The sequence below is a fragment of the Burkholderia sp. BCC1972 genome, from assembly GCF_905339605.1.
GTDB lineage: Bacteria > Pseudomonadota > Gammaproteobacteria > Burkholderiales > Burkholderiaceae > Burkholderia.
In genome coordinates this window covers 98,978-124,978 of record NZ_CAJPGH010000019.1, presented here as the reverse complement: position 1 = coordinate 124,978, position 26,001 = coordinate 98,978, and the positions used below count along the sequence as shown (strand labels likewise).

Below are 26,001 nucleotides of genomic sequence, written 5' to 3'. Positions count from 1 at the left end.
CGACATGACGTCCCTCACCTCCGCCGACGCGCTGACGCTGTACGGCGAAACTTTCGCCAGCCGCGTGCTGCTCGGCACGTCGCGCTATCCGTCGCTGCAGTCGCTGTCCGATTCGATCGCCGCGTCGCGCCCCGGGATGGTGACGGTCGCGCTGCGCCGCCAGATGACGGGCGGCACGGCCGAAGCCGGCTTTTTCGACCTGCTCAAGCGCCACGCGGTGCCGCTGCTGCCGAACACGGCCGGCTGCCAGACCGTCGCCGAGGCCGTGACGACCGCGCACATGGCGCGCGAGGTATTCGATACCGACTGGATCAAGCTCGAGCTGATCGGCGACGACTACACGCTGCAGCCCGACCCGGTCGGGCTGATCGAGGCCGCCGCGCAACTGGTCAAGGACGGCTTCAAGGTGCTGCCGTACTGCACCGAGGATCTCGTGATCGGCCGGCGCCTGCTCGACGTCGGCTGCGAGGCGCTGATGCCGTGGGGCGCGCCGATCGGCACGGGCAAGGGCGTCGTGAACCCGTACGGCCTGCGCGTGCTGCGCGAGCGCTTGCCCGACGTACCGCTGATCGTCGACGCGGGGCTCGGCGTGCCGTCGCACGCGTGCCAGGTGATGGAGTGGGGCTTCGACGGCGTGCTGCTGAACACGGCCGTGTCGCAGGCCACGCACCCGGAAATCATGGCGCGCGCGTTCGCGCAGGGCGTCGAAGCGGGGCGCGCCGCCTATCTGGCCGGGCCGATGGACGCGCGCGAAACTGCGCACGCGAGCACGCCGGTGGTCGGGATGCCGTTCTGGCACCAGGACGGGGGCGGCGCATGAGCGCGCGCTTCGCCGATGCATTCTGGCCGCCGGCCGACGAACTGGCCGAAGCGGCCGAACGGATCCGCGCCCGCCTCGGCGACTGGCCGGACGGCGCGGCGCCGTGGCGGCTCTGCGTGGCGGCACCCGAGGTGCCGTCGGACGGCGACGTCTTGATCGTGTCGGCCGGCGACCGCACCGCGCGGGCGCGCGCGTCGGCCGCGTCGCGGCCGGCCTCGCCGGACGCGGTTGCGATCGAATTCGACGAGCACGGCGCGGTGCTGCATGCGGCAGGCGCGCGCTACGCGCTCGAAGCCGCGCATCCGCTCGCGGACGACTGGATCGCGGCCCTCGCCGCATTCCTCGATTGCGGCTTCGCGCCGGTCGACGCGCTGGTGCTCGCGCTGGCGTGGCGCGACGGCGACGAGACGCGCGCCGCCGATGCGTGGCCGGTCGATGCCGCGCGGTTCCCGCGGGTCGCCGGGCTGCCGCCTGCGCCGGAGCCGGCATTCGCGCCGTGCCCCGCGCAGTTCGGCCTCTATCCGGTCGTGCCGAGTGCCGAATGGGTCGAGCGCGTGCTGGACGGCGGTGCGCGGACCGTGCAGCTGCGCGTGAAAGGCGCGACGCCAGACGCGCTGCGGCGCGAAATCGTGCGCGCGGTCGCGGCGGGGCGCCGCTATCCCGATGCGCGTGTGTTCATCAACGATCACTGGCAGATCGCTGCAGAAGAAGGCGCGTACGGCGTTCATCTTGGGCAGGAAGACCTCGAAACGGCCGATCTGGCCGCGATCGCGCGCGCGGGCCTGCGGCTCGGACTTTCGAGCCATGGTTATTACGAGATGTTGCGGGCGCTGCACGAGCGTCCGAGCTATCTCGCGCTCGGTCCCGTCTATGCGACCGCCACCAAGGCCGTCGCCGCGCCGCCGCAGGGCCTCGCGCGGATCGCCCGCTACGCGCGCTTCGCCAGCGCGCGGGCGCCGCTCGTCGCGATCGGCGGGGTGGGGCTCGACACGCTGCCGGCCGTGCTGGCGACGGGCGTCGGCAGCGTCGCGGTGGTCAGTGCGGTGACGGGCGCAGCCGATTATCGGACGGCGCTTATTGCGCTGCAGCAGTGCTTTCCCGGACAATTTGACAATCATTGACCGCAGGGCCCGGAACGGCGTCACGACATCATTCCAATGCAGGCCCTATAATTCGGCGTTCTGCGTAAAAGGACTGTCAGCTCCGTGAGCCCCACTCCTACCGAGACCCTGCTGGAACTTCGCGACGTCGACTTCGGCTACGGCGACCGCCTCGTCCTGTCCAACCTGAACCTGCGCTTCGGGCGCGGGCAGGTCGTCGCGGTCATGGGCGGCTCGGGTTGCGGCAAGACCACCGTGCTGCGCCTGGTCGGCGGCCTCGTGCGTGCGCGCCGCGGCCAGGTGCTGTTCGACGGCGCCGATGTCGGCGCGCAAACGCGCGACGGCCTGTACGCGCTGCGCCGCAAGATGGGCATGCTGTTCCAGTTCGGCGCGTTGTTTACCGACATGTCGGTGTTCGAGAACGTCGCGTTCGCGCTGCGCGAGCATACCGACCTGCCCGAAGACCTGATCCGCGACCTCGTGCTGATGAAGCTCAACGCGGTCGGCCTGCGCGGCGCGCGCGACCTGATGCCGTCCGAGGTGTCGGGCGGGATGGCGCGCCGCATCGCGCTGGCGCGCGCGATCGCACTCGATCCGCAGCTCATCATGTACGACGAGCCGTTCGCGGGCCTCGACCCGATCTCGCTCGGCATCACCGCGAACCTGATCCGCACGCTGAACCAGGCGCTCGGCGCGACGTCGATCCTCGTCACGCACGACGTGCCGGAATCGTTCGCGATCGCCGACTACGTGTATTTCCTGGCCAACGGCGGCGTGCTTGCCCAGGGCACGCCCGACGAGCTGCGCGCGTCGACGGATCCGAGCGTGCGGCAGTTCATCGACGGCGCGCCGGACGGCCCGTTCAAATTTCATTACACGAGCCCGCCGCTCGCAGCGGATTTCGGCCTCGGCGGAGGGCGCGCATGATCAGCGCGATCGGACGTTACGTCATCGGCGGCCTCGAGCGCGCGGGCTACGGCACGCGGCTGTTCGTGCGCCTCGTGCTGGAATTCTTCCCGCTGCTGCGCCGGCCGCGGCTGGTCACGAAGCAGATCCACTTCCTCGGCAACTATTCGTTCGTGATCATTGCCGTGTCGGGGCTGTTCGTCGGCTTCGTGCTCGGCCTGCAGGGGTATTACACGCTGAACCGCTACGGTTCCGAGCAGGCGCTCGGCCTGCTGGTCGCGCTGTCGCTCGTGCGCGAGCTGGGGCCGGTCGTCACCGCGCTGCTGTTCGCGGGGCGCGCGGGCACGTCGCTCACGGCCGAGATCGGCCTGATGAAAGCCGGCGAACAGCTCACCGCGCTCGAAATGATGGCGGTCGACCCGATCAAGACGGTGATCGCGCCGCGCCTTTGGGCCGGCATCATCGCGATGCCGCTGCTCGCCGCGATCTTCAACGCGGTCGGCGTGCTCGGCGGCTACTTCGTCGGCGTCGTGCTGATCGGCGTCGATCCGGGCGCGTTCTGGTCGCAGATGCAGGGCGGGGTCCAGGTCTGGGCCGACGTCGGCAACGGCGTGATCAAGAGCATCGTGTTCGGGTTCGCCGTGACTTTCATTGCGCTGTTTCAAGGGTATGAAGCGAAGCCCACGCCCGAAGGCGTGTCGCGCGCGACCACCAAGACGGTCGTGTTCGCGTCGCTCGCCGTACTCGGCCTCGATTTCCTGCTGACCGCGCTGATGTTCAGCTAAGCCTCAGCCAAGCCAAATTTTGGGATGACGATGAAAAAGACTGCTCTCGACTTCTGGGTCGGCCTGTTCGTGGTGGTGGGCTTCCTTGCGGTGCTGTTCCTGGCGCTCAAGGTCGGCAACATGAGTTCGCTGTCGTTTCAGCCGACCTATGCAGTGAGGATGAAATTCGACAATATCGGCGGGTTGAAGCCGCGCGCGGCCGTGAAGAGCGCGGGCGTCGTGGTCGGCCGCGTGAAGTCGATCGGGTTCGACACGAACACGTACCAGGCGCTGGTCACGATCGACGTCGACGGCCAGTACCAGTTCCCGAAGGATTCGTCGGCGAAGATCCTGACGTCGGGCCTGCTCGGCGAGCAATATATCGGCCTCGATCCGGGCGGCGACACCGAAATGCTGAAGGCCGGCGATACGATCACGATGACGCAGTCGGCGATCGTGCTCGAGAACCTGATCGGCCAGTTCCTGTACAGCAAGGCCGCCGATGCGGGCGGCGCGAAGCCGGCAGCAGGCGCATCGGCGGCACCCGCCGCGCCCGCACCGGTGGCGGTGCCGGCGTCCGCGGTGTCCGGCTCGGCAGCCCAATAACCACACGAGAGAAAACAAGAGGGTAATGACCATGCACACGATCCGCATCAGGCACGCCGCGCTGGCGCTGGCGGCAGTCGCCGCGTTGAGCGGCTGCGCGACCGTGCAGACGCCGACCAAGGGCGATCCGCTCGAAGGCTTCAACCGGACGATGTACAAGTTCAACGACACGGTCGACACGTACGCGCTGAAGCCGGTCGCGAAGGGCTACCAGTACGTGGTGCCGCAGCCGGTGCGCGACAGCGTGACGAACTTCTTCTCGAACATCGGCGATGTCTACATCGCGGCGAACAACATCGTGCAGCTGCAGATCGCGGACGGTGTCGGCGACATCATGCGCGTCGTGATCAATACGGTGTTCGGCGTCGGCGGCCTGTTCGACGTCGCGACGATCGCGAAGCTGCCGAAGCACACGGCCGACTTCGGGATCACGATGGGCCGCTACGGCATGCCGTCGGGCCCGTACCTCGTGCTGCCGCTGCTCGGGCCGAGCACGCTGCGCGACACGGCCGGCCTCGGCGTCGACTACGTCGGCAACCCGCTGACCTACGTGAAGCCGGATGGCCTGAGCTGGGGCCTGTTCGGCGTCAACCTCGTCAACACGCGTTCGAACCTGCTCGGCGCCGGCGACGTGCTGGACGCCGCGGCGCTCGACAAATACTCGTTCGTGCGCAACGCGTACCTGCAGCGCCGCCAGATGCTGATCAGCAACGCGCGCGGCGAAGCGGCCACGACGTCGAGCAACGACGCGCTGCCGAAGTACGACCTGCCGGAAGACGGCGCGGCACCGGCGGCAGCCGGCGCGGCCGGTACGGCGGGTGCGGCAGCGGTGGGCGGGGCGACGGCGCCGGCAGGCGCATCGGGCGCGGCGGTTGCTGCACCGGCGTCGGGCACGGCCGAATCGCCGAATCCAGCCAGCGAAACGAACGTGCCGGCCATGCAGGTGGCGCCGCCGTCGCCGGGCGGGTTCCGCTTCCCGAGCATCCGGCTGCACTGACGGATTTACATTCGTTACAGCCGGAAACGATTCAGTCGGTAGCGTATGCGAACTTGCGCGTAAGCTACCTGCTCCAACCTTTGCATCGACTCATTCATGCAGGTCACTATGATGAAAAAACTGTTCCTGATCCCTGTTTTCGCGGCGCTGTTCTCGTTCGGCAGCGCAGCTCACGCGCAAGTCGACCAATCGAACCCGCAGGCGCTGATCAAGACTGCGACGCAGCAGGTGCTCGACGAAGTCAAGCAGCAGACGATCAAGCAAGGTGATACCAACCGCATCATCACGATCGTCAACAAGGACATCCTGCCGTACACCGATTTCCGCCGCACCACGCAGCTCGCGATGGGCCGCAACTGGCGCACGGCAACGGCCGAGCAGCAGCAGCAGGTTCAGGAGCAGTTCAAGCTGCTGCTGATCCGCACGTACTCGGGCGCGCTGGCGCAGCTGAAGCCGGACCAGCAGATCCAGTACCCGCCGTTCCGCGCCGATCCGGCCGATACCGATGTCGTGGTCAAGACGGTCGCGATGAACAACGGCCAGCCGGTCCAGATCGATTACCGCCTGTACAAGACGGCGAACGGCTGGAAAGTGTATGACCTGAACGTGCTCGGCGCGTGGCTAATCCAGACGTACCAGCAGCAGTTCAACGAGAAGATCCAGCAAAGCGGCGTCGACGGCCTGATCCAGTTCCTGACGCAGCGCAACCAGCAGCTTGCCGCCGGCAAGCAAGCGTCGTGAGCGGCTTCGAAGCCGGTTCCTCGCTGACCGTCGCGAGCGCGAAGTCCGCGCTCGCGGACGGTCTTGCGCGCATCGGCGCCGGCGCGACCGCCGTCGATTGCGCGGCGCTGACGCAGTTCGACTCGTCCGCGCTCGCCGTGCTGCTCGCATGGCAACGTGCCGCCAAGTCGCGCGGCGCGACCCTCGACATCCTCAATCTCCCTTCGAAGCTCGCCAGCCTCGCGCGCGCCTACGGCGTCGACGCGCTCATCGACGGCACCGGGCGACATTGACGCTCTCCGACCGGAGCCTGCCGCGCCAGCCGGCGCGCGCAAGCTTCAGGCCGCGCGTCTCCGGCGCCGGCTCCACCTGCCGGTTTGCCCTATAATCAAGCGTTTTGCGGGGCAGCCAATCGGCGTCCGGCCCCCATTTTCATTCGCAGCAAGCACAGAATAGGCGTCGCGGCCCTGGCGTCGCGCACAGTCATGTCAGCCATAGAAATCCGTCACGTCAAGAAGCGCTACAAGTCGCTTCAGGCGCTCAAGGGCGTCAGCCTGTCGGTCGAGGAAGGCGAGTTTTTCGGTCTGCTCGGCCCCAACGGCGCAGGCAAGACCACGCTCATCAGTATTCTCGCCGGGCTCGCCCGGGCCGACGAAGGCAGTATCTCGGTGCGCGGCCACGACGTCGTCAAGGACTTCCGTGGTGCGCGCCGGGCGCTCGGCGTCGTGCCGCAGGAACTCGTCTTCGACCCGTTCTTCACCGTGCGCGAGACGCTGCGGATCCAGTCCGGTTATTTCGGGCTGCGCCGCAACGACGACTGGATCGACGAAGTGATGGCCAATCTCGATCTCACCGAGAAGGCCGACGCGAACATGCGCGCGCTGTCGGGCGGGATGAAGCGCCGCGTGCTCGTCGCGCAGGCGCTGGTGCACCGGCCGCCCGTGATCGTGCTCGACGAGCCGACCGCCGGCGTCGACGTCGAATTGCGCCAGACGCTGTGGAAATTCATCTCGCGCCTGAACCGCGAGGGTCACACGATCGTGCTGACCACCCATTACCTCGAGGAAGCCGAGTCGCTGTGCGACCGCATCGCGATGCTGCGCCGCGGCGAAGTGGTCGCGCTCGAGCGCACCGACGCGCTGCTGCGCCGCTTCGCGGGGCTGCAGCTGTACCTGCGCTTCGCGACGGGCGCGCTGCCGGCCGAGCTGCGCGGGCTGGAGTCCGACCCGGCCGCGCGTGCGCCGGGCGAGCACCTGCTGCGCCTCGCGAACTACGACGATGTCGAACGCATCCTCGCGCAATGCCGCGCGGCGGGCTGCACGTTCGACGAGATCGAGGTCCGCAAGGCCGACCTCGAGGATGTGTTCGTCCAGGTGATGAACGGGGCAGAAGTCGTCGAGGGGCTGGCATGAGCGGTTTCCAAACACTGTTCTACAAGGAACTGCTGCGTTTCTGGAAGGTGTCGTTCCAGACGGTGCTCGCACCGATCGTCACGGCGCTGCTTTACCTGACGATCTTCGGCCATGCGCTGTCGGGCCGCGTCGAGGTGTATCCGGGCGTCGAGTACGTGAGCTTTCTCGTGCCGGGCCTCGTGATGATGAGCGTGCTGCAGAACGCGTTCGCGAACAGCTCGTCGTCGCTGATCCAGTCGAAGATCACCGGCAACCTCGTGTTCATGCTGCTGCCGCCGCTGTCGTACCGCGACATCTTCGGCGCGTACGTGTTCGCATCGGTCGTGCGCGGGCTCGCGGTCGGCACCGGCGTGTTCGTCGTGACGATCTGGTTTATCCCGATGCATTTCGCGGCGCCGCTGTTCATCATTGCGTTCGCGCTGCTCGGCTCGGCGATCCTCGGTACGCTCGGCCTGATCGCCGGGATCTGGGCCGAGAAGTTCGACCAGCTCGCCGCGTTCCAGAACTTCCTGATCATGCCGCTGACGTTCCTGTCCGGCGTGTTCTATTCGACGCACTCGCTGCCGCCCGTGTGGCGCGAGATTTCGCGTCTCAATCCGTTTTTCTACATGATCGACGGCTTCCGTTTCGGGTTCTTCGGCGCGTCCGACATCAACCCGCTCGCGAGCCTCGCGATCGTCACCGGTTTCTTCGTGCTGCTCGCGCTGATCGCGATGCGGCTGCTCGCGACCGGCTACAAACTGCGTCATTGATATCGACAGGCTGCGGCCGCCCCCGGGGCGGTGCGCGCCGACAGGAGCCTTACACCATGTTGCCGACTCCCGAACAGGTCAAGCAATACATCGCCGGCGGTCTCGCCTGCACGCATCTGGAAGTCGAAGGCGACGGCCAGCATTTCTTCGCGACGATCGTGTCGGCGGCCTTCGAAGGCAAGCGGCCGATCCAGCGGCACCAGCTCGTCTATGCGGCGCTCGGCGATCGCATGAAGCAGGAAATTCACGCGCTCAGCATGAAGACGCTGACGCCCGCCGAATGGCAGAACGCATAACCGGAAATCACTGAGTGCAAGTCACCGTCAACGAGCGCGACGCCGTCAAGAGCGTCGCCACGGCACACCCGGCCGCCAACGGGGAATCGCAGGGACAGGGGATGGACAAGCTCGTGATCGAAGGCGGCAAGCGCCTGTCCGGCGAGATCGTCGTGTCGGGCGCGAAGAACGCCGCACTGCCGATCCTGTGCGCGGGGCTGCTCACCGCCGACCCGGTCGACCTCGACAATGTGCCGAACCTGAAGGACGTGCGCACCACGCTGAAGGTGCTGAACCAAATGGGCGTGAAGAGCGAGACCGACGGCTGCCGCGTGCAGCTCGACGCGTCGCGCGTCGACAACCTCGTCGCGCCGTACGAGCTCGTGAAGACGATGCGCGCGTCGATCCTCGTGCTCGGGCCGCTGCTCGCGCGCTTCGGCGAAGCGAAGGTGTCGCTGCCGGGCGGCTGCGCGATCGGCGCGCGTCCGGTCGACCAGCACATCAAGGGCCTGCAGGCGATGGGCGCCGAGATCAGCATCGAGCACGGCTTCATCGAAGCGCGCGCGAAGCGCCTGAAGGGCGCACGCATCGTGACCGACATGATTACGGTGACGGGCACGGAAAACCTGCTGATGGCCGCGACGCTGGCGGACGGCGAGACGGTGATCGAAAACGCCGCGCGTGAACCGGAAGTGAGCGATCTCGCGCACCTGCTGGTCGCGATGGGCGCGAAAATCGACGGTATCGGCACCGATCGCCTCGTGATCCAGGGCGTCGAGCGGCTGCACGGCGCGCGCCATTCGGTGATCCCCGACCGCATCGAGGCCGGCACGTTCCTGTGCGCGGTCGCGGCGGCCGGCGGCGACGTGATGCTGACGGGCGTGCGCCCGCACATCCTCGACGCGGTGATCGACAAGCTGCGCGAAGCCGGCGTGTCGATCGAGGAAGGCGACAGCTGGCTGCGCGTGAAGATGGACCGCCGGCCGTCCGCGGTGACGATCCGCACGTCGGAATACCCGGCGTTCCCGACCGACATGCAGGCCCAGTTCATGGCCCTCAATACGGTCGCGACGGGCACCGCGCAGGTCGTCGAAACCATTTTCGAGAACCGCTTCATGCACGTGCAGGAGCTGAACCGGCTCGGCGCGAACATCACGATCGACGGCAATACCGCGCTCGTGACGGGCGTCGAGAAGCTGTCGGGCGCGAACGTGATGGCGACCGACCTGCGTGCGTCCGCGAGCCTCGTGATCGCCGGGCTGCGCGCCGACGGCGAAACGCTCGTCGACCGCATCTATCACCTGGACCGCGGCTACGACCGCATGGAAGCCAAACTGACCGCCGTCGGCGCGAACGTGCGTCGCCTTTCCGGGAGCCAAGCATGACCGCGCCGCTGACCCTCGCCCTGTCGAAGGGCCGGATTTTCGAGGAAACCCTGCCGTTGCTGGCCGCGGCCGGCGTGCAGGTCACCGAGGATCCGGAAACATCGCGCAAGCTGATCCTGCCGACGACGAACCCCGACCTGCGCGTGATCATCGTGCGCGCGAGCGACGTGCCGACCTACGTCGAATACGGCGCGGCCGATTTCGGCGTGGCCGGCAAGGACGTGCTGGTCGAGCACGGCGGCTCGGGCCTGTACCAGCCGATCGATCTGAACATTGCGCGCTGCCGGATGTCGGTGGCCGTCTCGGCCGGTTTCGACTATGCGAGCGCCGTGCGCCAGGGCGCGCGGCTGCGCGTCGCGACGAAGTACGTCGAAACGGCACGCGAACACTTTGCCGCGAAGGGCGTGCACGTCGACCTGATCAAGCTGTACGGCTCGATGGAGCTCGCGCCGCTGGTCGGGCTGGCCGACGCGATCGTCGACCTCGTCAGCTCGGGCGGCACGCTGAAGGCGAACAATCTGGTCGAGGTCGAGGAGATCATGGCGATCTCGTCGCGCCTCGTCGTGAACCAGGCCGCGCTGAAGTTGAAGCGCGCGGCGCTCAAGCCGATCCTCGACGCGTTCGAACGCGCGTCGCAGAATGGTGGTTGAGCGCATCACCGTAACGGAACTCCCATGTCCATCACCATCCGCAAGCTCGATTCGACGAACGAAGGCTTCGGCGCCGCGCTGCGCGCGCTGCTCGCGTTCGAGGCGAGCGAAGACGCAGCGATCGAGCAATCGGTCGCGCAGATCCTCGCCGAAGTGAAGTCGCGCGGCGACGCCGCGGTGCTCGAGTACACCAACCGCTTCGACCGGCTGAGCGCGGACAGCGTCGCCGCGCTCGAACTGCCGCAGGACGCGCTGCAGACGGCGCTCGACGGTCTCGCGCCGAAGGCGCGCGCGGCGCTGGAAGCGGCCGCGGCGCGGGTCCGCGCGTACCACGAGAAGCAGAAGATCGAGTGCGGCACGCATAGCTGGCAGTACACGGAGGCGGACGGCACGGTGCTCGGCCAGAAGGTCACGCCGCTCGACCGCGTCGGCCTGTACGTGCCGGGCGGCAAGGCCGCGTATCCGTCGTCGGTGCTGATGAACGCGATTCCCGCGCGTGTCGCGGGGGTCGGCGAGATCGTGATGGTCGTGCCGACGCCGGACGGCGTGAAGAACGACCTCGTGCTGGCTGCGGCCCTGCTCGGCGGCGTCGATCGCGTGTTCACGATCGGCGGTGCGCAGGCGGTCGGTGCGCTCGCGTACGGCACCGCGACGGTGCCGGCCGTCGACAAGATCTGCGGCCCGGGCAATGCGTACGTCGCATCGGCGAAGCGCCGCGTGTTCGGCACGGTCGGCATCGACATGATCGCCGGCCCGTCGGAAATCCTCGTACTGTGCGACGGCACGACCGATCCGAACTGGGTCGCGATGGACCTGTTCTCGCAGGCCGAGCACGACGAGCTTGCGCAGTCGATCCTGCTGTGCCCGGACGGCGCGTTCCTCGACCGCGTCGAGAAGGCGATCGCCGAGCTGCTGCCGTCGATGCCGCGCCAGGACGTGATCCGCGCATCGCTCGAAGGGCGTGGCGCGCTGATCAAGGTGCGCGACATGGCCGAAGCGTGCCGGATCGCGAACGACATCGCGCCCGAGCACCTCGAAATCTCGGCGCTGGAACCGCAGCAATGGGGCCAGCAGATCCGCCACGCAGGCGCGATCTTCCTCGGCCGCTACACGAGCGAAAGCCTCGGCGACTACTGCGCGGGCCCGAACCACGTGCTGCCGACGTCGCGCACCGCGCGCTTCTCGTCGCCGCTCGGCGTGTACGACTTCATCAAGCGTTCGAGCCTGATCGAAGTCAGCGCGGAAGGTGCCCAGACGCTCGGCGAGATCGCGTCCGAGCTCGCGTACGGCGAAGGGCTGCAGGCGCATGCGAAGAGCGCCGAGTTCCGGATGAAGGGCTGACCACGCACTGCGCGGGGCCGGGGGCGGGCGCGGATGCGCCGGCGCCGGCCGGTACCGCGAACCGGGGCTGGAGACGAGTGCAGGGCGGCAGCCGCCGCCTTGCCGACCTATTTGATGCCGGCGCGACGCACGCCGGCTTGAGACCATGACGACGCCACAAGACATCATCCGCCGCGACGTGCTCGCGATGACGAGCTACCCGGTGCCCGACGCGAGCGGGTTCGTGAAGCTCGACGCGATGGAGAATCCGTACCCGCTGCCCGAGCCGCTCGCCGCGGCGCTGGGCGAGCGTCTCGCGCAGGTCGCGCTGAACCGCTATCCTGCGCCGCGCCCGGCCGCGCTGCTCGACAAGCTGCGCCACGCGATGGGCGTGCCGGCCGGTTGCGACGTGCTGCTCGGCAACGGCTCCGACGAAATCATCAGCATGATCTCGGTCGCGTGCGCGCAGCCGGGCGCGAAGGTGCTCGCGCCGGTGCCGGGCTTCGTGATGTACGAGCTGTCGGCGAAGCTCGCGCAGCTCGAATTCGTCGGCGTGCCGCTGCAGGCCGACCTGACGCTCGACATCGACGCGATGCTCGCGGCGATCGCCGAGCACCGGCCCGCGATCGTCTATCTCGCGTACCCGAACAACCCGACCGGCACGCTGTACGACGATGCCGACGTCGAACGAATCATTGCCGCCGCGCGGCACAGCCTGATCGTGATCGACGAGGCGTACCAGCCGTTCGCCGAGCGTTCGTGGCTGCCGCGCGCCGCCGAGTTCGACAACGTCGTCGTGATGCGTACGGTGTCGAAGCTCGGCCTTGCCGGCATCCGCCTCGGCTATCTCGTCGGGCGGCACGCGTGGCTGACCGAATTCGACAAGGTGCGCCCGCCGTACAACATCAACGTGCTGACCCAGGCGACCGCCGATTTCCTGCTCGACCACCTCGACGTGCTCGATGGGCAGGCGGCCGAGTTGCGCGCGGAACGCGCGCGTCTCGCGCAGGCCGTGGCCGCGCTGCCGGGCGCGACGGTGTTCCCGAGCGCCGGCAATTTCCTGCTGGTGCGCGTGCCGGACGCGGCTGCCGTGTTCGATGCGCTGCTCACCGAGCGGGTGCTGGTCAAAAACGTGAGTAAAATGCATCCATTACTGGCCGAATGCGTGCGGCTGACCGTCGGTTCTCCCGACGAAAACGCCCGCCTGCTGGCCGCCTTGAAACTCGCGCTGCCCGGTTGAGCCCAGGGCGCGGCGGCGCGCGACGATCAATCCCCATTTACTACAGACTCAATCAAGGAATTGCCATGCGTGTGGCGGAAGTCGTTCGCAATACCAGCGAAACGCAGATCCGTGTGAAGCTCGATCTCGACGGCACCGGCCAGCAGAAGCTGGCCACCGGCGTGCCGTTTCTCGACCATATGCTCGACCAGATCGCGCGGCACGGTCTGTTCGATCTCGAGGTCGAAGCGCACGGCGACACGCATATCGACGACCACCACACGGTCGAGGATGTCGGCATCACGCTCGGTCAGGCCGTCGCGAAGGCGATCGGCGACCGCAAGGGCATCCGCCGCTACGGCCATTCGTACGTGCCGCTCGACGAGGCGCTGTCGCGCGTCGTGATCGACTTCTCGGGCCGGCCGGGCCTCGAATTCCACGTGCCGTTCACGCGTGCGCGGATCGGCACGTTCGACGTCGACCTGTCGATCGAGTTCTTCCGCGGTTTCGTGAACCACGCGGGCGTCACGCTGCACATCGACAACCTGCGCGGGATCAACGCGCACCATCAGCTCGAAACCGTGTTCAAGGCCTTCGGCCGTGCGCTGCGCGCGGCCGTGGAGTTCGACGCGCGGGCGGCGGGGCAGATTCCGTCGACGAAAGGCAGCCTCTGATCGTCCGGATGGACGGACGCCAAGGACAAACCTCACGGCTTCGGCGCGCGGCGCCGGCTTGCGATGGATCTGCTCAAATCGTTCATTTCGCTGCTGGCGCTGATCAATCCGGTCGGCGCGGTGCCGTTCTTCCTGAGCCTGACGGCGCAGCAGACGGACGACGAGCGGCGGCGCACGATCCGGATCGCATCGGTGTCCGTGTTCTGCGTGATGACGGTGACCGCGCTGCTCGGGCAGCAGATCATCAACTTCTTCGGCATTTCGGTCGGGTCGCTCGAAGTGGGCGGCGGGATCATCATGCTGCTGATGGCGATCAACATGCTGAACGCGCAGATCGGCAACACGCGATCGACGCCGGAGGAGCGCCACGAGGCCGAGCTGAAGGACAACATCGCGGTCGTGCCGCTGGCGATTCCGCTGCTCACGGGCCCCGGCTCGATCAGCACGGTGATCATCTACGCGGCGAACGCGCATCACTGGTATGAACGGGTCGGGCTGGTCGCGATCGGCGCGGCCCTGGCTTTTCTGTGTTTCGTCGCGATGCGGCTCGCCGAGCCGATCGCGAACTGGATCGGCCGCACGGGCATCAACATCGCCACGCGGCTGATGGGTCTGATGCTGTCGGCGCTGGCGGTGGAATTCATCGTCAATGGACTGAGGGCGCTACTGCCTGCACTGAGATGAAAACTTCGATTGCGATTGTGGATTATGGGATGGGCAACCTGCGCTCGGTCGCGCAGGCGCTCAAGAAGGCCGAACCGGCCGCCGACGTGGCGATCGTCGACACGCCGGCCGCGATTCGCGCGGCCGACCGCGTCGTGCTGCCCGGCCAGGGCGCGATGCCCGACTGCATGCGCTGCCTCGGCGAATCCGGCCTGCAGGAGGCCGTGATCGAGGCGTCGCGCACGAAGCCGCTGCTCGGCGTATGCGTCGGCGAGCAGATGCTGTTCGACTGGAGCGCGGAAGGCGACACGAAGGGCCTCGGCCTGTTGCCCGGCAAGGTCGTGCGTTTCGAGCTCGGCGGCCGCGTGCAGGACGACGGCTCGCGCTTCAAGGTGCCGCAAATGGGCTGGAACCGCGTGCGCCAGTCGCAGCCGCACCCGCTGTGGGACGGCGTGCCCGACGATGCGTATTTCTACTTCGTGCACAGCTATTACGTGACGCCGGACAACCCGGCGCATACGGTTGGCGAAACGGCATACGGCGCGCCGTTTACGTCCGCGGTCGCGCGGGATAATCTCTTCGCGACCCAATTCCACCCCGAGAAAAGCGCGGAAGTCGGGTTGCGTCTGTATCGCAACTTCGTACACTGGAAACCGTGAACGTGGTGCGCGAGCCACAGTCGGCGGCCCGGAAAGGCCTGTCGCACGGGGTTCGCAAGCGAAAGCGCCGAAAGAGTTGTACTAAACTAGCGAGACGGCGCGGTACCGGATTGGCCGGTACGCGCCGGATTCTTTTCTTTTTCCACGACGACACCCGATTGCTATGTTGCTGATTCCGGCCATCGACCTCAAAGACGGTCAGTGTGTGCGCCTCAAACAGGGCGATATGGACCAGGCCACGATTTTTTCCGAGGACCCGGCGGCGATGGCCCGCAAGTGGGTCGATCTCGGCGCCCGGCGGCTCCATCTCGTCGACCTGAACGGCGCATTCGCCGGCAAGCCGAAGAATCTCGAGGCGATCGAAGCGATCCTCGACGAAGTCGGCGATGAAATCCCCGTCCAGCTCGGCGGCGGCATCCGCAGCCTCGAGACGATCGAGAAGTATCTCGACGCCGGCCTGTCCTACGTGATCATCGGCACCGCCGCCGTGAAGAACCCGGGCTTCCTGCAGGACGCGTGCACCGCGTTCGCGGGCAGCATCATCGTCGGCCTCGACGCGAAGGACGGCAAGGTCGCGACCGACGGCTGGAGCAAGCTGACCGGCCACGAAGTGATCGACCTCGCGAAGAAGTTCGAGGACTACGGCGTCGAATCGATCGTCTACACGGACATCGGCCGCGACGGGATGCTGCAGGGCATCAACATCGAGGCGACCGTGAAGCTCGCGCAGGCGGTCGGCATCCCGGTGATCGCCAGCGGCGGCCTGTCGAACCTCACGGACATCGAGAACCTGTGCGAAGCGGAAGAGCACGGCGTCGAAGGCGTGATCTGCGGCCGTGCGATCTACTCCGGCGATCTCGATTTCGCGGCCGCGCAAAAGCGCGCGGACGAACTGAACGGCGAACTCGACAACGCGTAACGCGGCTGTCCCGTTCGCCGGGGCTGCCCGCAGGCGGCCCCGACCGGAAGCCTCGCGCGAGGCTTCCGCAACCGGCCGTCCCAGCGCGGCATTTGGCGCAACATCATGGCTCTAGCTAAACGCATCATCCCCTGCCTGGACGTGACTGCCGGGCGTGTCGTCAAGGGCGTCAACTTCGTCGAGCTGCGCGACGCCGGCGATCCCGTCGAAATCGCCCGCCGCTACGACGACCAGGGCGCCGACGAACTGACGTTCCTCGACATCACCGCGACGTCCGACCAGCGCGACCTGATCCTGCCGATCATCGAAGCCGTCGCGTCGCAGGTGTTCATTCCGCTGACCGTCGGCGGCGGCGTGCGTGCCGTCGAGGACGTGCGGCGCCTGCTGAACGCGGGCGCGGACAAGGTCAGCATGAATTCGTCGGCGGTCGCGAACCCGCAACTCGTGCGCGACGCGGCCGACAAGTACGGCTCGCAGTGCATCGTGGTCGCGATCGACGCGAAGCGCGTGTCGGCCGACGGCGAGACGCCGCGCTGGGAAGTCTTCACGCACGGCGGCCGCAAGAACACGGGCCTCGATGCGATCGAATGGGCGCGCAAGATGGCCGAGCTCGGCGCGGGCGAGATCCTGCTCACGAGCATGGACCGCGACGGCACGAAGTCGGGCTTCGACCTCGCGCTCACGCGCGGCGTGTCGGACGCGGTGCCGGTGCCGGTGATCGCATCGGGCGGCGTCGGTTCGCTGCAGCATCTGGCAGACGGCATCAAGGACGGCCGCGCCGACGCGGTGCTGGCCGCGAGCATCTTCCACTATGGCGAGCACACGGTCGGCGAGGCGAAGCGCTTCATGGCCGACCAGGGCATCCCGGTGAGGCTGTGATGAATACGGAAACGAAATCCCTGCCCGCGTGGCTCGACAAGGTCCGCTGGGACGACAACGGCCTCGTGCCGGTGATCGCGCAGGAAGCGTCGACGAACGACGTGCTGATGTTCGCGTGGATGAATCGCGAGGCGCTGGCGAAGACGATCGAGACGCAGCGCGCGGTCTACTATTCGCGCTCGCGCAAGCGCCTGTGGTTCAAGGGCGAGGAGTCGGGCCACGTGCAGCACGTGCACGAGGTGCGGCTCGACTGCGACGAGGACGTCGTGCTGCTGAAGGTCGAGCAGGTGTCGGGCATCGCGTGCCACACCGGCCGGCATTCGTGCTTCTTCCAGAAATTCGAAGGTACGGTGGACAGCGGCGACTGGGTCGCGGTCGAGCCGGTGCTGAAAGATCCCGAACACATCTACAAATGACGCAATCGACCGAAGACACGCTGCTGCGCCTCGCGGCCGTGATCGATAGCCGCAAGGGCGGCGATCCCGATCAATCGTACGTATCGCGCCTGTTTCACAAGGGCGACGACGCGGTGCTGAAGAAGATCGGCGAAGAGGCGACGGAAGTCGTGCTGGCCGCGAAGGACGTGCGCCAGGGCGGCGCGCCGACCGCACTCGTCGGCGAAGTGGCCGACCTGTGGTTCCACTGCCTCGTGATGCTGTCGCATTTCGACCTGAGCCCGGCCGACGTGATCGCCGAACTCGAGCGCCGCGAAGGACTGTCGGGCATCGAGGAAAAGGCGCTGCGCAAGCGTCGCGAGCGCGAGGAAAACGGCGGCTGACGCGCATCGTCCCGCCGCGGTGGCAGCAGTGCGGTAAGCTGTAAGAATTGTCATCTGACGGGGGTAGCATCATGAACGATACGCCGAACCAGTTTCCGACGCCTGCAGTGCCGGGGGCAGCGGATGCCGAACGCCTGAACGGGTTGCGCACGCTGACTCACGTGCTCTACGGCCTTTATGCATTTCACTGGCTGACGGGCGGCGTCACGGGCATCATCGCGATCATCATCAACTACGTGAAGCGCGGCGATGTGGCCGGCACGCCGTACGCTGATCACTTCGAGTGGCAGATCCGCACGTTCTGGCGCGCGTTGATCGCGTACGTGATCGGGTTCGCGCTGGCATTCGTCGTGATCGGATTCGCAGTGATGTTTGTCACATGGATCTGGACGCTGTACCGTATCATCAAGGGCTGGCTGTACCTGAACGACAACAAGACGCTCGATCCGCAGGCGTGGTTCTGACCGGCCACGCGCGGGCGTTTGCAGGAGCAACATGAGTCACGATCCGAATTGCCTGTTCTGCAAGATCGCGGCAGGCGAGATCCCGAGCACGAAGGTGCACGAGGACGATGAATTCGTCGCGTTCCGCGACATCCGCCCGGCGGCCGAGACGCACGTGCTCGTGATTCCGCGTCAGCACCTGCCGACGCTGTCGGCGGCGAGTGCGGCCGATGCGCCGATGCTCGGCCGGCTGATGCTGCTCGTCGCGCGCCTGGCCGACCAGCTCGGCGTCGCGTACACGGGCGGCGAAACCGGTTTCCGCACGGTGATCAATACGGGCCCGGGCGGCGGGCAGGAGGTCTACCACCTGCACGCGCATATCCTGGCCGGTCCGCGCCCCTGGCAGCGGATGGGTTGACGGCGCGGGGCGTTTCCCCGCATCGATAGTCGAAGCCGGCGCGTCGCCGGCGATTTGCGCCGCACGGCGGCGTGGTTGAGGAGAGGTTTCATCATGGGTGGATTGAGCATTTGGCACTGGCTGATCGTGCTGCTGATCGTCGCGCTGGTTTTCGGTACGAAGAAACTGCGCAACATCGGTAACGATCTCGGCAGCGCCGTGAAGGGTTTCAAGGACGGCATGAAGGAAGGTGAAACGCCGGCCGATGCGCAGCAACTGCCGCGCACGGGCTCGGTCGACGTCAACGCGAAGGAAACGACGCGTTCCGATTCGAACAAGGCGTAACGCCGGCACGCTGACAGGCATTCGCGATGCTGGATCTCGGTCTTTCCAAGATGGCGCTGATCGGCGTCGTCGCGCTCGTGGTGCTCGGCCCCGAGCGCCTGCCGCGCGTCGCGCGTACGGCAGGCGCGCTGTTCGGCCGTGCGCAGCGGTACATCAACGACGTGAAGGCCGAGGTCTCGCGCGAAATCGAACTCGACGCGTTGCGGACGATGAAAACCGATTTCGAATCGGCCGCACGCAACGTCGAGACGACGATTCACGACAACCTGCGCGAGCACGAGAAGGACCTGAACGACACGTGGCATTCCGCGGTCGGCGGTCTTGACGGCGCTTCCGGCGATGCCGGTTCGTACGGTTCCGATGCGCCCGCGGCGCCGTCGTGGCGCGGCAGTTCGGCCGCGCTTGCGCCGAAGCGCCGCAACTGGCGCGTGAAGCAGGCGGCGACGCCTGTCTGGTACAAGCGCGCGACCACCCGCCGCACGCACGTGCAGTCGGGCGCCGCGCGTGTCGCGCGCCACCAGCCGGCCAGCCTGCGCCGGCCGACGCGCTTCTTCTGAGCCGAGCGCATGCTCGCTCGTCAATCCTACCGAGGGCCGGTGTGAGCGACCCCCAGCAGAACCCGGGCGACGCCCCGGAAGAAACTTTCATTTCCCATCTCGTCGAGCTTCGCGATCGCATCATTCGCGCGGGCCTGGCCGTGATCGTCGTGTTCCTCGGGCTCGTCTACTGGGCGCCCGACATCTTCCGGCTGCTCGCGCGGCCGCTGATGGAGAACCTGCCGAAGGACGGCAAGATGATCGTCACCGACGTCACCGGCTCGTTCTTCGTGCCGATGAAGGTCACGATGCTCGTCGCGCTCGTGATCGCGCTGCCGATCGTGCTGTACCAGATCTGGGCGTTCGTCGCGCCGGGGCTGTACCAGCACGAGAAGAAGCTCGTCACGCCGCTCGTCGGCAGCAGCTACGTGCTGTTCCTGTGCGGGATGGCATTCGCATACTTCCTCGTGTTTCCGACGATCTTCCGCGTGATGGCGCACTACAACGCGCCGCTCGGGGCCGAGATGACGACCGACATCGACAATTACCTGAGCTTCGTGCTCGGGATGTTCATCGCATTCGGCGTGACGTTCGAGGTGCCGATCGTCGTCGTGCTGCTCGTGCGGATGGGCGTGCTGTCCCTGAAGAAACTGAAGGAGATGCGGCCCTACGTGATCGTCGGCGCATTCGTGGTCGCGGCGGTCGTCACGCCGCCGGACGTGTTCTCGCAACTGATGCTCGCGCTGCCGCTGATCGTGCTGTTCGAGATCGGGCTGCTGGCCGCTCGATTCTTCGTGCCGAAGAAGCCGGCCGAAGAGAACGAAGCGGGGAACGGCGAAGCCGCGAGCTGACGGCGGTGCGCCAGGTGATGGGCCGGCCTTCCGGCCAGATCTGAGCAGCCCGGTGGCGCAGCTGTCCGGCAAGCGTGCGGCGAGGCCGCCTTCCCGGCAAGACGGGATCGATCGAAGCAAAGCAAAAGGGCAGCCGACCGGCTGCCCTTTATCGTTTCCGCCGGCGGCGCGGCGCGTGGTGTCGCGCCGCCAGCCCGCCGAACCTCATTCGGTATCGCCGTCCTGCTCGTCGAGCGCCTGCTTCGGCGGCGGCGGGCGCTTGCCGATCACGACGTTCACGTCGAACTCCTTGCCCTTGCGCACGACGTGCACCTTGGTCGGCGTGCCCGGCTTGATCTGCGCGACGACGTTCAGCAGCTTCGTCGTGTCGGTGATGTCCTCGCCATTGACCGTGACCAGGATATCGCCCGGCTTGATGCCGGCCTTGTCGGCCGGGCCGCCCTGCAGCACGCCCGCGACGATCGCGCCCGATTTCTGCTGGAGCCCGAACGACTCGGCGATCTCCGGTGTGACGTCCTGCGGCTCGACGCCGATCCAGCCGCGCGTGACCGAGCCCGTCGTGATGATGCTTTCGAGCACCGTGCGCGCGGTCGACACGGGAATCGCGAAGCCGATGCCGAGCGAGCCGCCCGAGCGCGAGTAGATCGCCGTGTTGATGCCGAGCAGGTTGCCGTTCACGTCGACCAGTGCGCCGCCCGAGTTGCCGGGGTTGATCGGCGCGTCGGTCTGGATGAAGTTCTCGAACGTGTTGATGCCGAGGTGATTGCGGCCGAGCGCGCTGATGATCCCCATCGTGACCGTCTGGCCGACGCCGAACGGGTTGCCGATCGCGAGCACGACGTCGCCGACCCGCGACTGGTCGGAGCGGCCGAGCGTGATCGTCGGCAGGTTCGTCATGTTGATCTTCAGCACGGCCAGGTCGGTCTCGGGATCGCTGCCGATCACCTTTGCGGTGGCCGTGCGGCCGTCGGCGAGCGCGACTTCGATCTGGTCGGCGCCGTCCACGACGTGCTGGTTCGTTAGAATGTAACCTTCAGGGCTCACGATAACGCCCGAGCCAAGGTTGGCTGCCGGTTCGTCCTGCTGCTTGCGGGCGTTGCGGTCGCCGAAGAAGTAGCGGAACAGCGGATCTTTCGCGCGCGGGTCGGGCGGCAGCGAGCCGTCCTTGCTGGAGAACACGTTGACGACGGCCGGCATCGCCTTCTGCGCGGCTTCGGCGTACGACGTGGTCGCCGGTGCGCCGCCGATGCCGGGCGCGACTTCCCGCAGCGCAACGATCGGCGTGGCGAGCTGCTTGCCGAGCTGTCCTTGCCGTTGCAGCCATTGCGGCTTGAGCGTCACGACGATGAACATCAGCGCGAGCAGCACGGTAACCGCTTGCGCGAAGAACAGCCAGAAGCGTCTAAGCATCTGAATGGATTAGAGGTTTATATGGATCGGATCGAACTTGAATTGTACTTGAACAATACCCTTGAAACCGCGCGCTTCAAGGACTATTGCCCGAACGGCCTCCAGGTCGAGGGGCGCCGCAAGATCGAGAAGATCGCCACCGGTGTGACGGCGTCGGTCGCGTTCCTCGAAGCCGCGCTCGAATGGGGGGCGGATGCCGTGCTCGTTCATCACGGCTATTTCTGGCGCAACGAGGCGCCGCAGATCACGGGCCGCAAGTACCAGCGCCTGAAGCTGCTGCTCGCGAACGACCTGAACCTGTTTGCATTCCACCTGCCGCTCGACGCGCATCCCGAGTTCGGCAACAACGCGCAGCTCGGCGAGAAGCTCGGGCTCATCGGCGAGCAGCGCTTCGGCGAAGGCGACCTCGGCTGGATGGCGACGCTGCCGATGCCCGTCACGCTCGAACACTTCGTCGCGAAGGTCGAGCGCACGCTCGGCCGCACGCCGCTCGTACTCGGTGAGCCGGAGATGCAGCTGCGCCGCATCGCGTGGTGCACGGGCGCCGCGCAGAGCTATTTCGACGCGGCGATCGATGCCGGCGCGGACGTGTTCCTCACCGGCGAGGTGTCCGAGTCGACCACGCACACGGCGGCCGAGAGCGGCGTCGCGTTCGTTGCGGCGGGGCACCATGCGACCGAGCGCTACGGAATCCAGGCACTTGGGCGCCACTTGTCCGAAGAATTCGATATCGAACACCTTTTTATCGATATTCATAATCCGGTCTGACGCGCGGATTTGCGGCGGCGCATCGAAATTTCGCAATGTAGCGGACGCTTAAAAGAGAAATGATTTAATCGCTCCGATAGTGGGGGATAACCCTTAACTATCAATCACTTCGAAGGGATTTTCATCTCCGGGCCTTGTAAATGGCGACTCCATTCGAGCAAACTAGCGGCGGAATGGAAAGTCGTGACGGAAAATCCAACTCAGAAGTGGGGCGTGTGATGCGAGACAAGGAAGAGAAACGCGTCGACAGCGGCCGCCGTACCTGGCTGATTGCGACATCCGTAGCAGGTGGCGTGGGAGGCGTAGCCACCGTCATACCTTTCGCGGCGTCGCTGGCGCCGTCCGCGAAAGCGAAAGCGGCCGGTGCACCGGTCGAGGTCGATATCAGCAGCCTGAAGCCTGGCGAAATGGTCACCGTACCGTGGCGCGGCAAGCCTGTCTGGATCCTGAACCGCACCGATTCGATGCTGGCCGACGTGGTCAAGGCCGACAAGGAAGTGGCCGATCCGACCTCGAAATCGCCGTATTCGATGCCGTTGCCCGCGTATTGCGCCAACGAATATCGCGCGCGGGCCGACCGCAAGAACATTCTCGTCGTGATGGCCGTGTGTACGCACCTCGGCTGCACGCCTAGCCAACGCTTCACGCCGGGTCCGCAGCCGAACCTGCCGGATGACTGGCCGGGTGGTTTCCTGTGCCCGTGCCACGGTTCGACCTACGACCTCGCCGGCCGTGTGTTCAAGAACAAGCCGGCGCCTCAGAATCTCGACATCCCGCCCTACATGTTCACGTCGGCGACGACCCTCGTGATCGGCAAGGACGAGAAAGGAGAAGCGTGATGGCCGCCGACAACAAAGAAGTCTCCACGACAGGTCTCACCGGCTGGATCGACCAGCGCTTCCCGCTCACGTCCACCTGGAAGAAGCACGTTTCCGAGTACTACGCGCCGAAGAACTTCAACTTCTGGTACTTCTTCGGCTCCCTCGCGCTGCTGGTGCTGGTCAACCAGATCGTCACGGGCATCTTCCTGACGATGAACTACAAGCCCGACTCGGTGCTCGCGTTCGCGTCGGTCGAGTACATCATGCGCGAGGTGCCGTGGGGCTGGCTGATCCGCTACATGCACTCGACCGGTGCATCGATGTTCTTCGTGGTCGTGTATCTCCACATGTTCCGCGGGCTGCTGTACGGGTCGTACCGCAAGCCGCGCGAGCTCGTGTGGATCTTCGGCTGCGCGATTTTCCTGTGCCTGATGGCCGAGGCGTTCTTCGGCTACCTGCTGCCGTGGGGCCAGATGTCGTTCTGGGGCGCGCAGGTGATCGTGAACCTGTTCTCGGCGATTCCGTTCGTCGGCCCGGACCTGTCGCTGTGGATTCGCGGCGACTACGTCGTGTCCGACGTCACGCTGAACCGTTTCTTCGCGTTCCACGTGATCGCGATTCCGCTCGTGCTGGTCGGCCTCGTCGTCGCGCACCTCGTCGCGCTGCACGAAGTGGGGTCAAATAATCCGGACGGGATCGAGATCAAGGCGAAGAAGGACGAGAACGGCATCCCGCTCGACGGCATCCCGTTCCACCCGTACTACTCGGTGCACGATTTCCTCGGCGTGTGCGTGTTCCTGATGGTGTTCGCGCTGATCGTGTTCTTCTCGCCGGAGATGGGCGGCTATTTCCTCGAGGCGAACAACTTCGTCCCGGCGAACCCGCTGCAGACGCCGCCCGAGATCGCGCCGGTCTGGTACTTCACCGCGTTCTACGCGATGCTGCGTGCAACCACCGACCCGTTCAAGATCGTGCTGATGATCGTGATCGCGCTGCTTGGCGTGCTCGCGCTGATCCGTGCGCGCGGCAAGTGGAAGGCCGGGCTGCCGGTGCTGGCCGCGGCGATCGTCGTGTTCATGTACCTGACGGAGTCGAAGTTCTGGGGTGTCGTCGTGATGGGTTCGGCGGTGATCACGCTGTTCTTCCTGCCGTGGCTCGACCGCAGCCCGGTGAAGTCGATCCGCTACCGGCCGCTGTTCCACAAGGTGTTTCTCGGGATCTTCGTCGCGGCGTTCCTGACCCTCGCGTTCCTCGGCACGCGGCCGCCATCGCCGGCGGCGACACTGATCGCGCAGGCCTGCGCGCTGATCTACTTCGCGTTCTTCCTCGGCATGCCCGTCTGGACGCCGCTTGGCACGTTCAAGCAGCCGCCGGAGCGGGTGCGCTTCAAGCCCCATTAATGTGAGCGAGGAGAGAACGACATGAAGAAACTGCTTTCGACACTCGCGCTGATCGGGGCGACCGCCTGTGCGCTGCTGGCGGCGCCGGCCGTGCGGGCGGAAGGTAATTTTCCGCTCGACCGGGCGCCCGATAACACGGAAAATCTCGTTTCGCTTCAGCACGGCGCGCAATTGTTTGTAAACTATTGCCTGAACTGCCACAGCGCGAACCTGATGCGCTACAACCGTCTGACGGATCTGGGCATATCCCAGAAGGAGATCGAAACGAATCTCCTGTTCACGACCGACAAGGTCGGGAACACGATGTCCGTCGCGATGCGGCCCGAAGACGCGAAGAACTGGCTCGGCACCACGCCGCCCGACCTGTCGGTGGAGGAACGCGCGCGCGGCCGCGACTGGCTGTATACGTACCTGCGGAGTTTCTACCGCGACGATACGCGGCCGACCGGCTGGAACAACGCGGTGTTCGAGAACGTCGGCATGCCCCATGTGTTGTGGCAGCTGCAGGGGCAGCGCATTGCCAAATTCGAAGACAAGACGGACGAGGAGACGGGCGAGAAGGTCCACACGCTCGTCGGCTTCCAGCAGGTCACGCCGGGCACGTTGTCGTCGCCCGACTATGATGCTGCGGTTGCCGACCTGGTGGCCTATATGACATGGATGTCCGAGCCGGCCCAGCAGACCCGCAAACGCCTCGGCGTGTGGGTGCTGATCTTTCTCGGTGTCCTGACTTTCCTGGCCTGGCGGCTCAATGCCGCGTACTGGAAAGATATCAAGTAAACACGCCTGACCGGCGTGGGGCCGGCGCAAGGAGGAACCCGTGAAAGGGGTTCCGCCGCGTGCCGGCCCTCGGCTTTTTTGAGGAAACGCAAATATGATGGTTCTGTATTCCGGCACAACTTGCCCGTTCTCCCAGCGTTGCCGGCTGGTGCTGTTCGAGAAGGGCATGGACTTCGAAATCCGCGACGTCGACCTGTTCAACAAGCCGGAAGACATTTCGGTGATGAACCCGTACGGTCAGGTGCCGATCCTGGTCGAGCGCGATCTGATCCTGTACGAATCGAACATCATCAACGAGTACATCGACGAGCGCTTCCCGCATCCGCAGCTGATGCCGGCCGACCCGGTGCAACGCGCACGTGCGCGCCTGTTCCTGCTCAACTTCGAGAAGGAACTGTTCGTCCACGTCAGCACGCTCGAGAACGAGAAGGGCAAGGCAGCGGAAAAGAATCACGAGAAGGCACGCCTCGCGATCCGCGATCGCCTGACGCAACTCGCGCCGATCTTCGTGAAGAACAAGTACATGCTCGGCGAAGAGTTCTCGATGCTCGACGTCGCGATCGCTCCGCTGCTGTGGCGCCTGGATCACTACGGCATCGAGCTGTCGAAGAACGCCGCGCCGCTGATGAAGTACGCCGAACGGATCTTCAGCCGTCCGGCCTACATCGAAGCACTGACGCCGTCCGAAAAGGTCATGCGTCGTTAATGTCGCAATGAAGGCATGACGGAGCGGGTGGCGCGGCGTGCCGCAC

At 66.2% G+C, this 26,001-nt stretch carries 33 protein-coding genes; 32 read left to right on the top strand and 1 reads right to left on the bottom strand.

Translation table 11 applies throughout. The features are described from left to right. Positions 1 to 4 precede the first annotated feature (4 nt). From U5798_RS25080 to tatC, 27 genes are all read left to right on the top strand, one after another. Positions 5 to 820, top strand: a complete 816-nt coding sequence (locus U5798_RS25080) for a thiazole synthase (protein WP_039322226.1) — start codon at positions 5 to 7, stop codon at positions 818 to 820. Next, complete coding sequence (gene thiE / locus U5798_RS25075) at positions 817 to 1,941, top strand: thiamine phosphate synthase (RefSeq protein ID WP_322083543.1); 1,125 nt, start codon at positions 817 to 819, stop codon at positions 1,939 to 1,941. Before U5798_RS25080 ends, thiE begins: the two co-directional genes overlap by 4 nt. An 84-nt stretch (positions 1,942 to 2,025) precedes the next feature. Beyond that, on the top strand, positions 2,026 to 2,847 hold the full coding sequence (locus U5798_RS25070; protein ID WP_124453428.1) for an ABC transporter ATP-binding protein: 822 nt from the start codon (positions 2,026 to 2,028) through the stop codon (positions 2,845 to 2,847). Beyond that, positions 2,844 to 3,611, top strand: coding sequence for a lipid asymmetry maintenance ABC transporter permease subunit MlaE (mlaE, locus tag U5798_RS25065; protein WP_011655796.1), 768 nt, complete (start codon positions 2,844 to 2,846; stop codon positions 3,609 to 3,611). Before U5798_RS25070 ends, mlaE begins: the two co-directional genes overlap by 4 nt. Before the next feature lie 24 nt (positions 3,612 to 3,635). Continuing rightward, a complete protein-coding gene (gene mlaD, locus U5798_RS25060; protein WP_124453425.1) occupies positions 3,636 to 4,196 on the top strand; it encodes an outer membrane lipid asymmetry maintenance protein MlaD in 561 nt (186 codons plus the stop codon). A 31-nt stretch (positions 4,197 to 4,227) separates the two neighbouring features. After that, on the top strand, positions 4,228 to 5,193 hold the full coding sequence (locus tag U5798_RS25055) for a VacJ family lipoprotein (protein ID WP_322083557.1): 966 nt from the start codon (positions 4,228 to 4,230) through the stop codon (positions 5,191 to 5,193). A 111-nt stretch (positions 5,194 to 5,304) separates the two neighbouring features. Then, complete coding sequence (locus U5798_RS25050) at positions 5,305 to 5,934, top strand: phospholipid-binding protein MlaC (RefSeq protein ID WP_059522369.1); 630 nt, start codon at positions 5,305 to 5,307, stop codon at positions 5,932 to 5,934. Beyond that, the gene (locus tag U5798_RS25045; protein ID WP_322083542.1) at positions 5,931 to 6,206 is read left to right on the top strand and encodes a lipid asymmetry maintenance protein MlaB; all 276 of its coding nucleotides are present in this window, start codon (positions 5,931 to 5,933) and stop codon (positions 6,204 to 6,206) included. Before U5798_RS25050 ends, U5798_RS25045 begins: the two co-directional genes overlap by 4 nt. 192 nt (positions 6,207 to 6,398) lie before the next feature. Further along, positions 6,399 to 7,325 (top strand): ABC transporter ATP-binding protein, encoded by a 927-nt coding sequence (locus tag U5798_RS25040; RefSeq protein WP_124453421.1) that lies wholly within the window; start codon positions 6,399 to 6,401, stop codon positions 7,323 to 7,325. Then, entirely contained in the window at positions 7,322 to 8,077 is a 756-nt protein-coding gene (locus U5798_RS25035; protein ID WP_124453419.1) for an ABC transporter permease, read from the top strand. The genes U5798_RS25040 and U5798_RS25035 overlap by 4 nt, the downstream gene beginning before the upstream one ends. 56 nt (positions 8,078 to 8,133) lie before the next feature. Beyond that, positions 8,134 to 8,373, top strand: a complete 240-nt coding sequence (locus tag U5798_RS25030; RefSeq protein ID WP_006477131.1) for a BolA family protein — start codon at positions 8,134 to 8,136, stop codon at positions 8,371 to 8,373. 14 nt (positions 8,374 to 8,387) lie between these two features. Continuing rightward, positions 8,388 to 9,737, top strand: a complete 1,350-nt coding sequence (murA, locus tag U5798_RS25025) for a UDP-N-acetylglucosamine 1-carboxyvinyltransferase (RefSeq protein ID WP_059232573.1) — start codon at positions 8,388 to 8,390, stop codon at positions 9,735 to 9,737. Beyond that, entirely contained in the window at positions 9,734 to 10,387 is a 654-nt protein-coding gene (gene hisG, locus U5798_RS25020; protein WP_012327780.1) for an ATP phosphoribosyltransferase, read from the top strand. Before murA ends, hisG begins: the two co-directional genes overlap by 4 nt. Positions 10,388 to 10,411: 24 nt before the next feature. Further along, the gene (gene hisD / locus U5798_RS25015) at positions 10,412 to 11,728 is read left to right on the top strand and encodes a histidinol dehydrogenase (protein ID WP_322083541.1); all 1,317 of its coding nucleotides are present in this window, start codon (positions 10,412 to 10,414) and stop codon (positions 11,726 to 11,728) included. Between the two features lie 145 nt (positions 11,729 to 11,873). Continuing rightward, positions 11,874 to 12,947: a histidinol-phosphate transaminase gene (gene hisC, locus U5798_RS25010; RefSeq protein WP_322083540.1), complete on the top strand. Its 1,074-nt coding sequence runs from the start codon at positions 11,874 to 11,876 to the stop codon at positions 12,945 to 12,947. A 65-nt stretch (positions 12,948 to 13,012) separates the two neighbouring features. Continuing rightward, positions 13,013 to 13,600 (top strand): imidazoleglycerol-phosphate dehydratase HisB, encoded by a 588-nt coding sequence (gene hisB, locus U5798_RS25005; protein WP_322083539.1) that lies wholly within the window; start codon positions 13,013 to 13,015, stop codon positions 13,598 to 13,600. Positions 13,601 to 13,663: 63 nt separating this feature from the next. Then, positions 13,664 to 14,284: a YchE family NAAT transporter gene (locus U5798_RS25000; protein WP_124453411.1), complete on the top strand. Its 621-nt coding sequence runs from the start codon at positions 13,664 to 13,666 to the stop codon at positions 14,282 to 14,284. Then, positions 14,281 to 14,922: an imidazole glycerol phosphate synthase subunit HisH gene (gene hisH / locus U5798_RS24995; protein WP_124453409.1), complete on the top strand. Its 642-nt coding sequence runs from the start codon at positions 14,281 to 14,283 to the stop codon at positions 14,920 to 14,922. The genes U5798_RS25000 and hisH overlap by 4 nt, the downstream gene beginning before the upstream one ends. 163 nt (positions 14,923 to 15,085) lie before the next feature. Further along, the gene (gene hisA / locus U5798_RS24990; RefSeq protein WP_124453407.1) at positions 15,086 to 15,841 is read left to right on the top strand and encodes a 1-(5-phosphoribosyl)-5-[(5-phosphoribosylamino)methylideneamino]imidazole-4-carboxamide isomerase; all 756 of its coding nucleotides are present in this window, start codon (positions 15,086 to 15,088) and stop codon (positions 15,839 to 15,841) included. Between the two features lie 105 nt (positions 15,842 to 15,946). Further along, on the top strand, positions 15,947 to 16,720 hold the full coding sequence (gene hisF / locus U5798_RS24985) for an imidazole glycerol phosphate synthase subunit HisF (protein WP_011350732.1): 774 nt from the start codon (positions 15,947 to 15,949) through the stop codon (positions 16,718 to 16,720). After that, positions 16,720 to 17,136: a phosphoribosyl-AMP cyclohydrolase gene (gene hisI / locus U5798_RS24980; protein WP_027783357.1), complete on the top strand. Its 417-nt coding sequence runs from the start codon at positions 16,720 to 16,722 to the stop codon at positions 17,134 to 17,136. The genes hisF and hisI overlap by 1 nt, the downstream gene beginning before the upstream one ends. Further along, positions 17,133 to 17,498 carry a phosphoribosyl-ATP diphosphatase gene (locus tag U5798_RS24975; RefSeq protein WP_006485344.1) on the top strand — a complete coding sequence of 122 codons (366 nt, stop codon included), beginning with the start codon at positions 17,133 to 17,135 and terminating at the stop codon, positions 17,496 to 17,498. Before hisI ends, U5798_RS24975 begins: the two co-directional genes overlap by 4 nt. 71 nt (positions 17,499 to 17,569) lie before the next feature. Then, positions 17,570 to 17,962: a DUF4870 family protein gene (locus U5798_RS24970; RefSeq protein WP_124453405.1), complete on the top strand. Its 393-nt coding sequence runs from the start codon at positions 17,570 to 17,572 to the stop codon at positions 17,960 to 17,962. Positions 17,963 to 17,993: 31 nt separating this feature from the next. Next, positions 17,994 to 18,359, top strand: a complete 366-nt coding sequence (locus tag U5798_RS24965) for a histidine triad nucleotide-binding protein (protein ID WP_124453403.1) — start codon at positions 17,994 to 17,996, stop codon at positions 18,357 to 18,359. A 93-nt stretch (positions 18,360 to 18,452) separates the two neighbouring features. Then, positions 18,453 to 18,683: a Sec-independent protein translocase subunit TatA gene (tatA, locus tag U5798_RS24960; protein WP_059232563.1), complete on the top strand. Its 231-nt coding sequence runs from the start codon at positions 18,453 to 18,455 to the stop codon at positions 18,681 to 18,683. Between the two features lie 26 nt (positions 18,684 to 18,709). Further along, positions 18,710 to 19,240 (top strand): Sec-independent protein translocase protein TatB, encoded by a 531-nt coding sequence (tatB, locus tag U5798_RS24955; RefSeq protein ID WP_124453401.1) that lies wholly within the window; start codon positions 18,710 to 18,712, stop codon positions 19,238 to 19,240. 41 nt (positions 19,241 to 19,281) lie between these two features. After that, complete coding sequence (gene tatC / locus U5798_RS24950) at positions 19,282 to 20,070, top strand: twin-arginine translocase subunit TatC (RefSeq protein WP_124453399.1); 789 nt, start codon at positions 19,282 to 19,284, stop codon at positions 20,068 to 20,070. Positions 20,071 to 20,274: 204 nt separating this feature from the next. On the opposite strand, the gene U5798_RS24945 is transcribed toward tatC, so the two are convergent. Beyond that, on the bottom strand, positions 20,275 to 21,480 hold the full coding sequence (locus tag U5798_RS24945; RefSeq protein ID WP_124453397.1) for a Do family serine endopeptidase: 1,206 nt from the start codon (positions 21,478 to 21,480) through the stop codon (positions 20,275 to 20,277). A gap of 21 nt (positions 21,481 to 21,501) precedes the next feature. Between U5798_RS24945 and U5798_RS24940 the strand changes: the two genes are divergently transcribed. The 5 genes from U5798_RS24940 to U5798_RS24920 all read left to right on the top strand — a co-directional run bounded on the left by U5798_RS24940 (position 21,502) and on the right by U5798_RS24920 (position 25,955). Further along, positions 21,502 to 22,248: a Nif3-like dinuclear metal center hexameric protein gene (locus U5798_RS24940; protein WP_322083538.1), complete on the top strand. Its 747-nt coding sequence runs from the start codon at positions 21,502 to 21,504 to the stop codon at positions 22,246 to 22,248. Positions 22,249 to 22,466: 218 nt separating this feature from the next. Then, entirely contained in the window at positions 22,467 to 23,087 is a 621-nt protein-coding gene (petA, locus tag U5798_RS24935; protein ID WP_124453489.1) for a ubiquinol-cytochrome c reductase iron-sulfur subunit, read from the top strand. Next, complete coding sequence (locus U5798_RS24930) at positions 23,087 to 24,469, top strand: cytochrome b (protein WP_124453393.1); 1,383 nt, start codon at positions 23,087 to 23,089, stop codon at positions 24,467 to 24,469. The genes petA and U5798_RS24930 overlap by 1 nt, the downstream gene beginning before the upstream one ends. Positions 24,470 to 24,490: 21 nt before the next feature. Further along, positions 24,491 to 25,249 (top strand): cytochrome c1, encoded by a 759-nt coding sequence (locus U5798_RS24925; protein ID WP_124453391.1) that lies wholly within the window; start codon positions 24,491 to 24,493, stop codon positions 25,247 to 25,249. Positions 25,250 to 25,343: 94 nt separating this feature from the next. After that, positions 25,344 to 25,955 (top strand): glutathione S-transferase N-terminal domain-containing protein, encoded by a 612-nt coding sequence (locus tag U5798_RS24920; RefSeq protein ID WP_006400565.1) that lies wholly within the window; start codon positions 25,344 to 25,346, stop codon positions 25,953 to 25,955. The last annotated feature ends 46 nt before the right edge of the window (positions 25,956 to 26,001 follow it).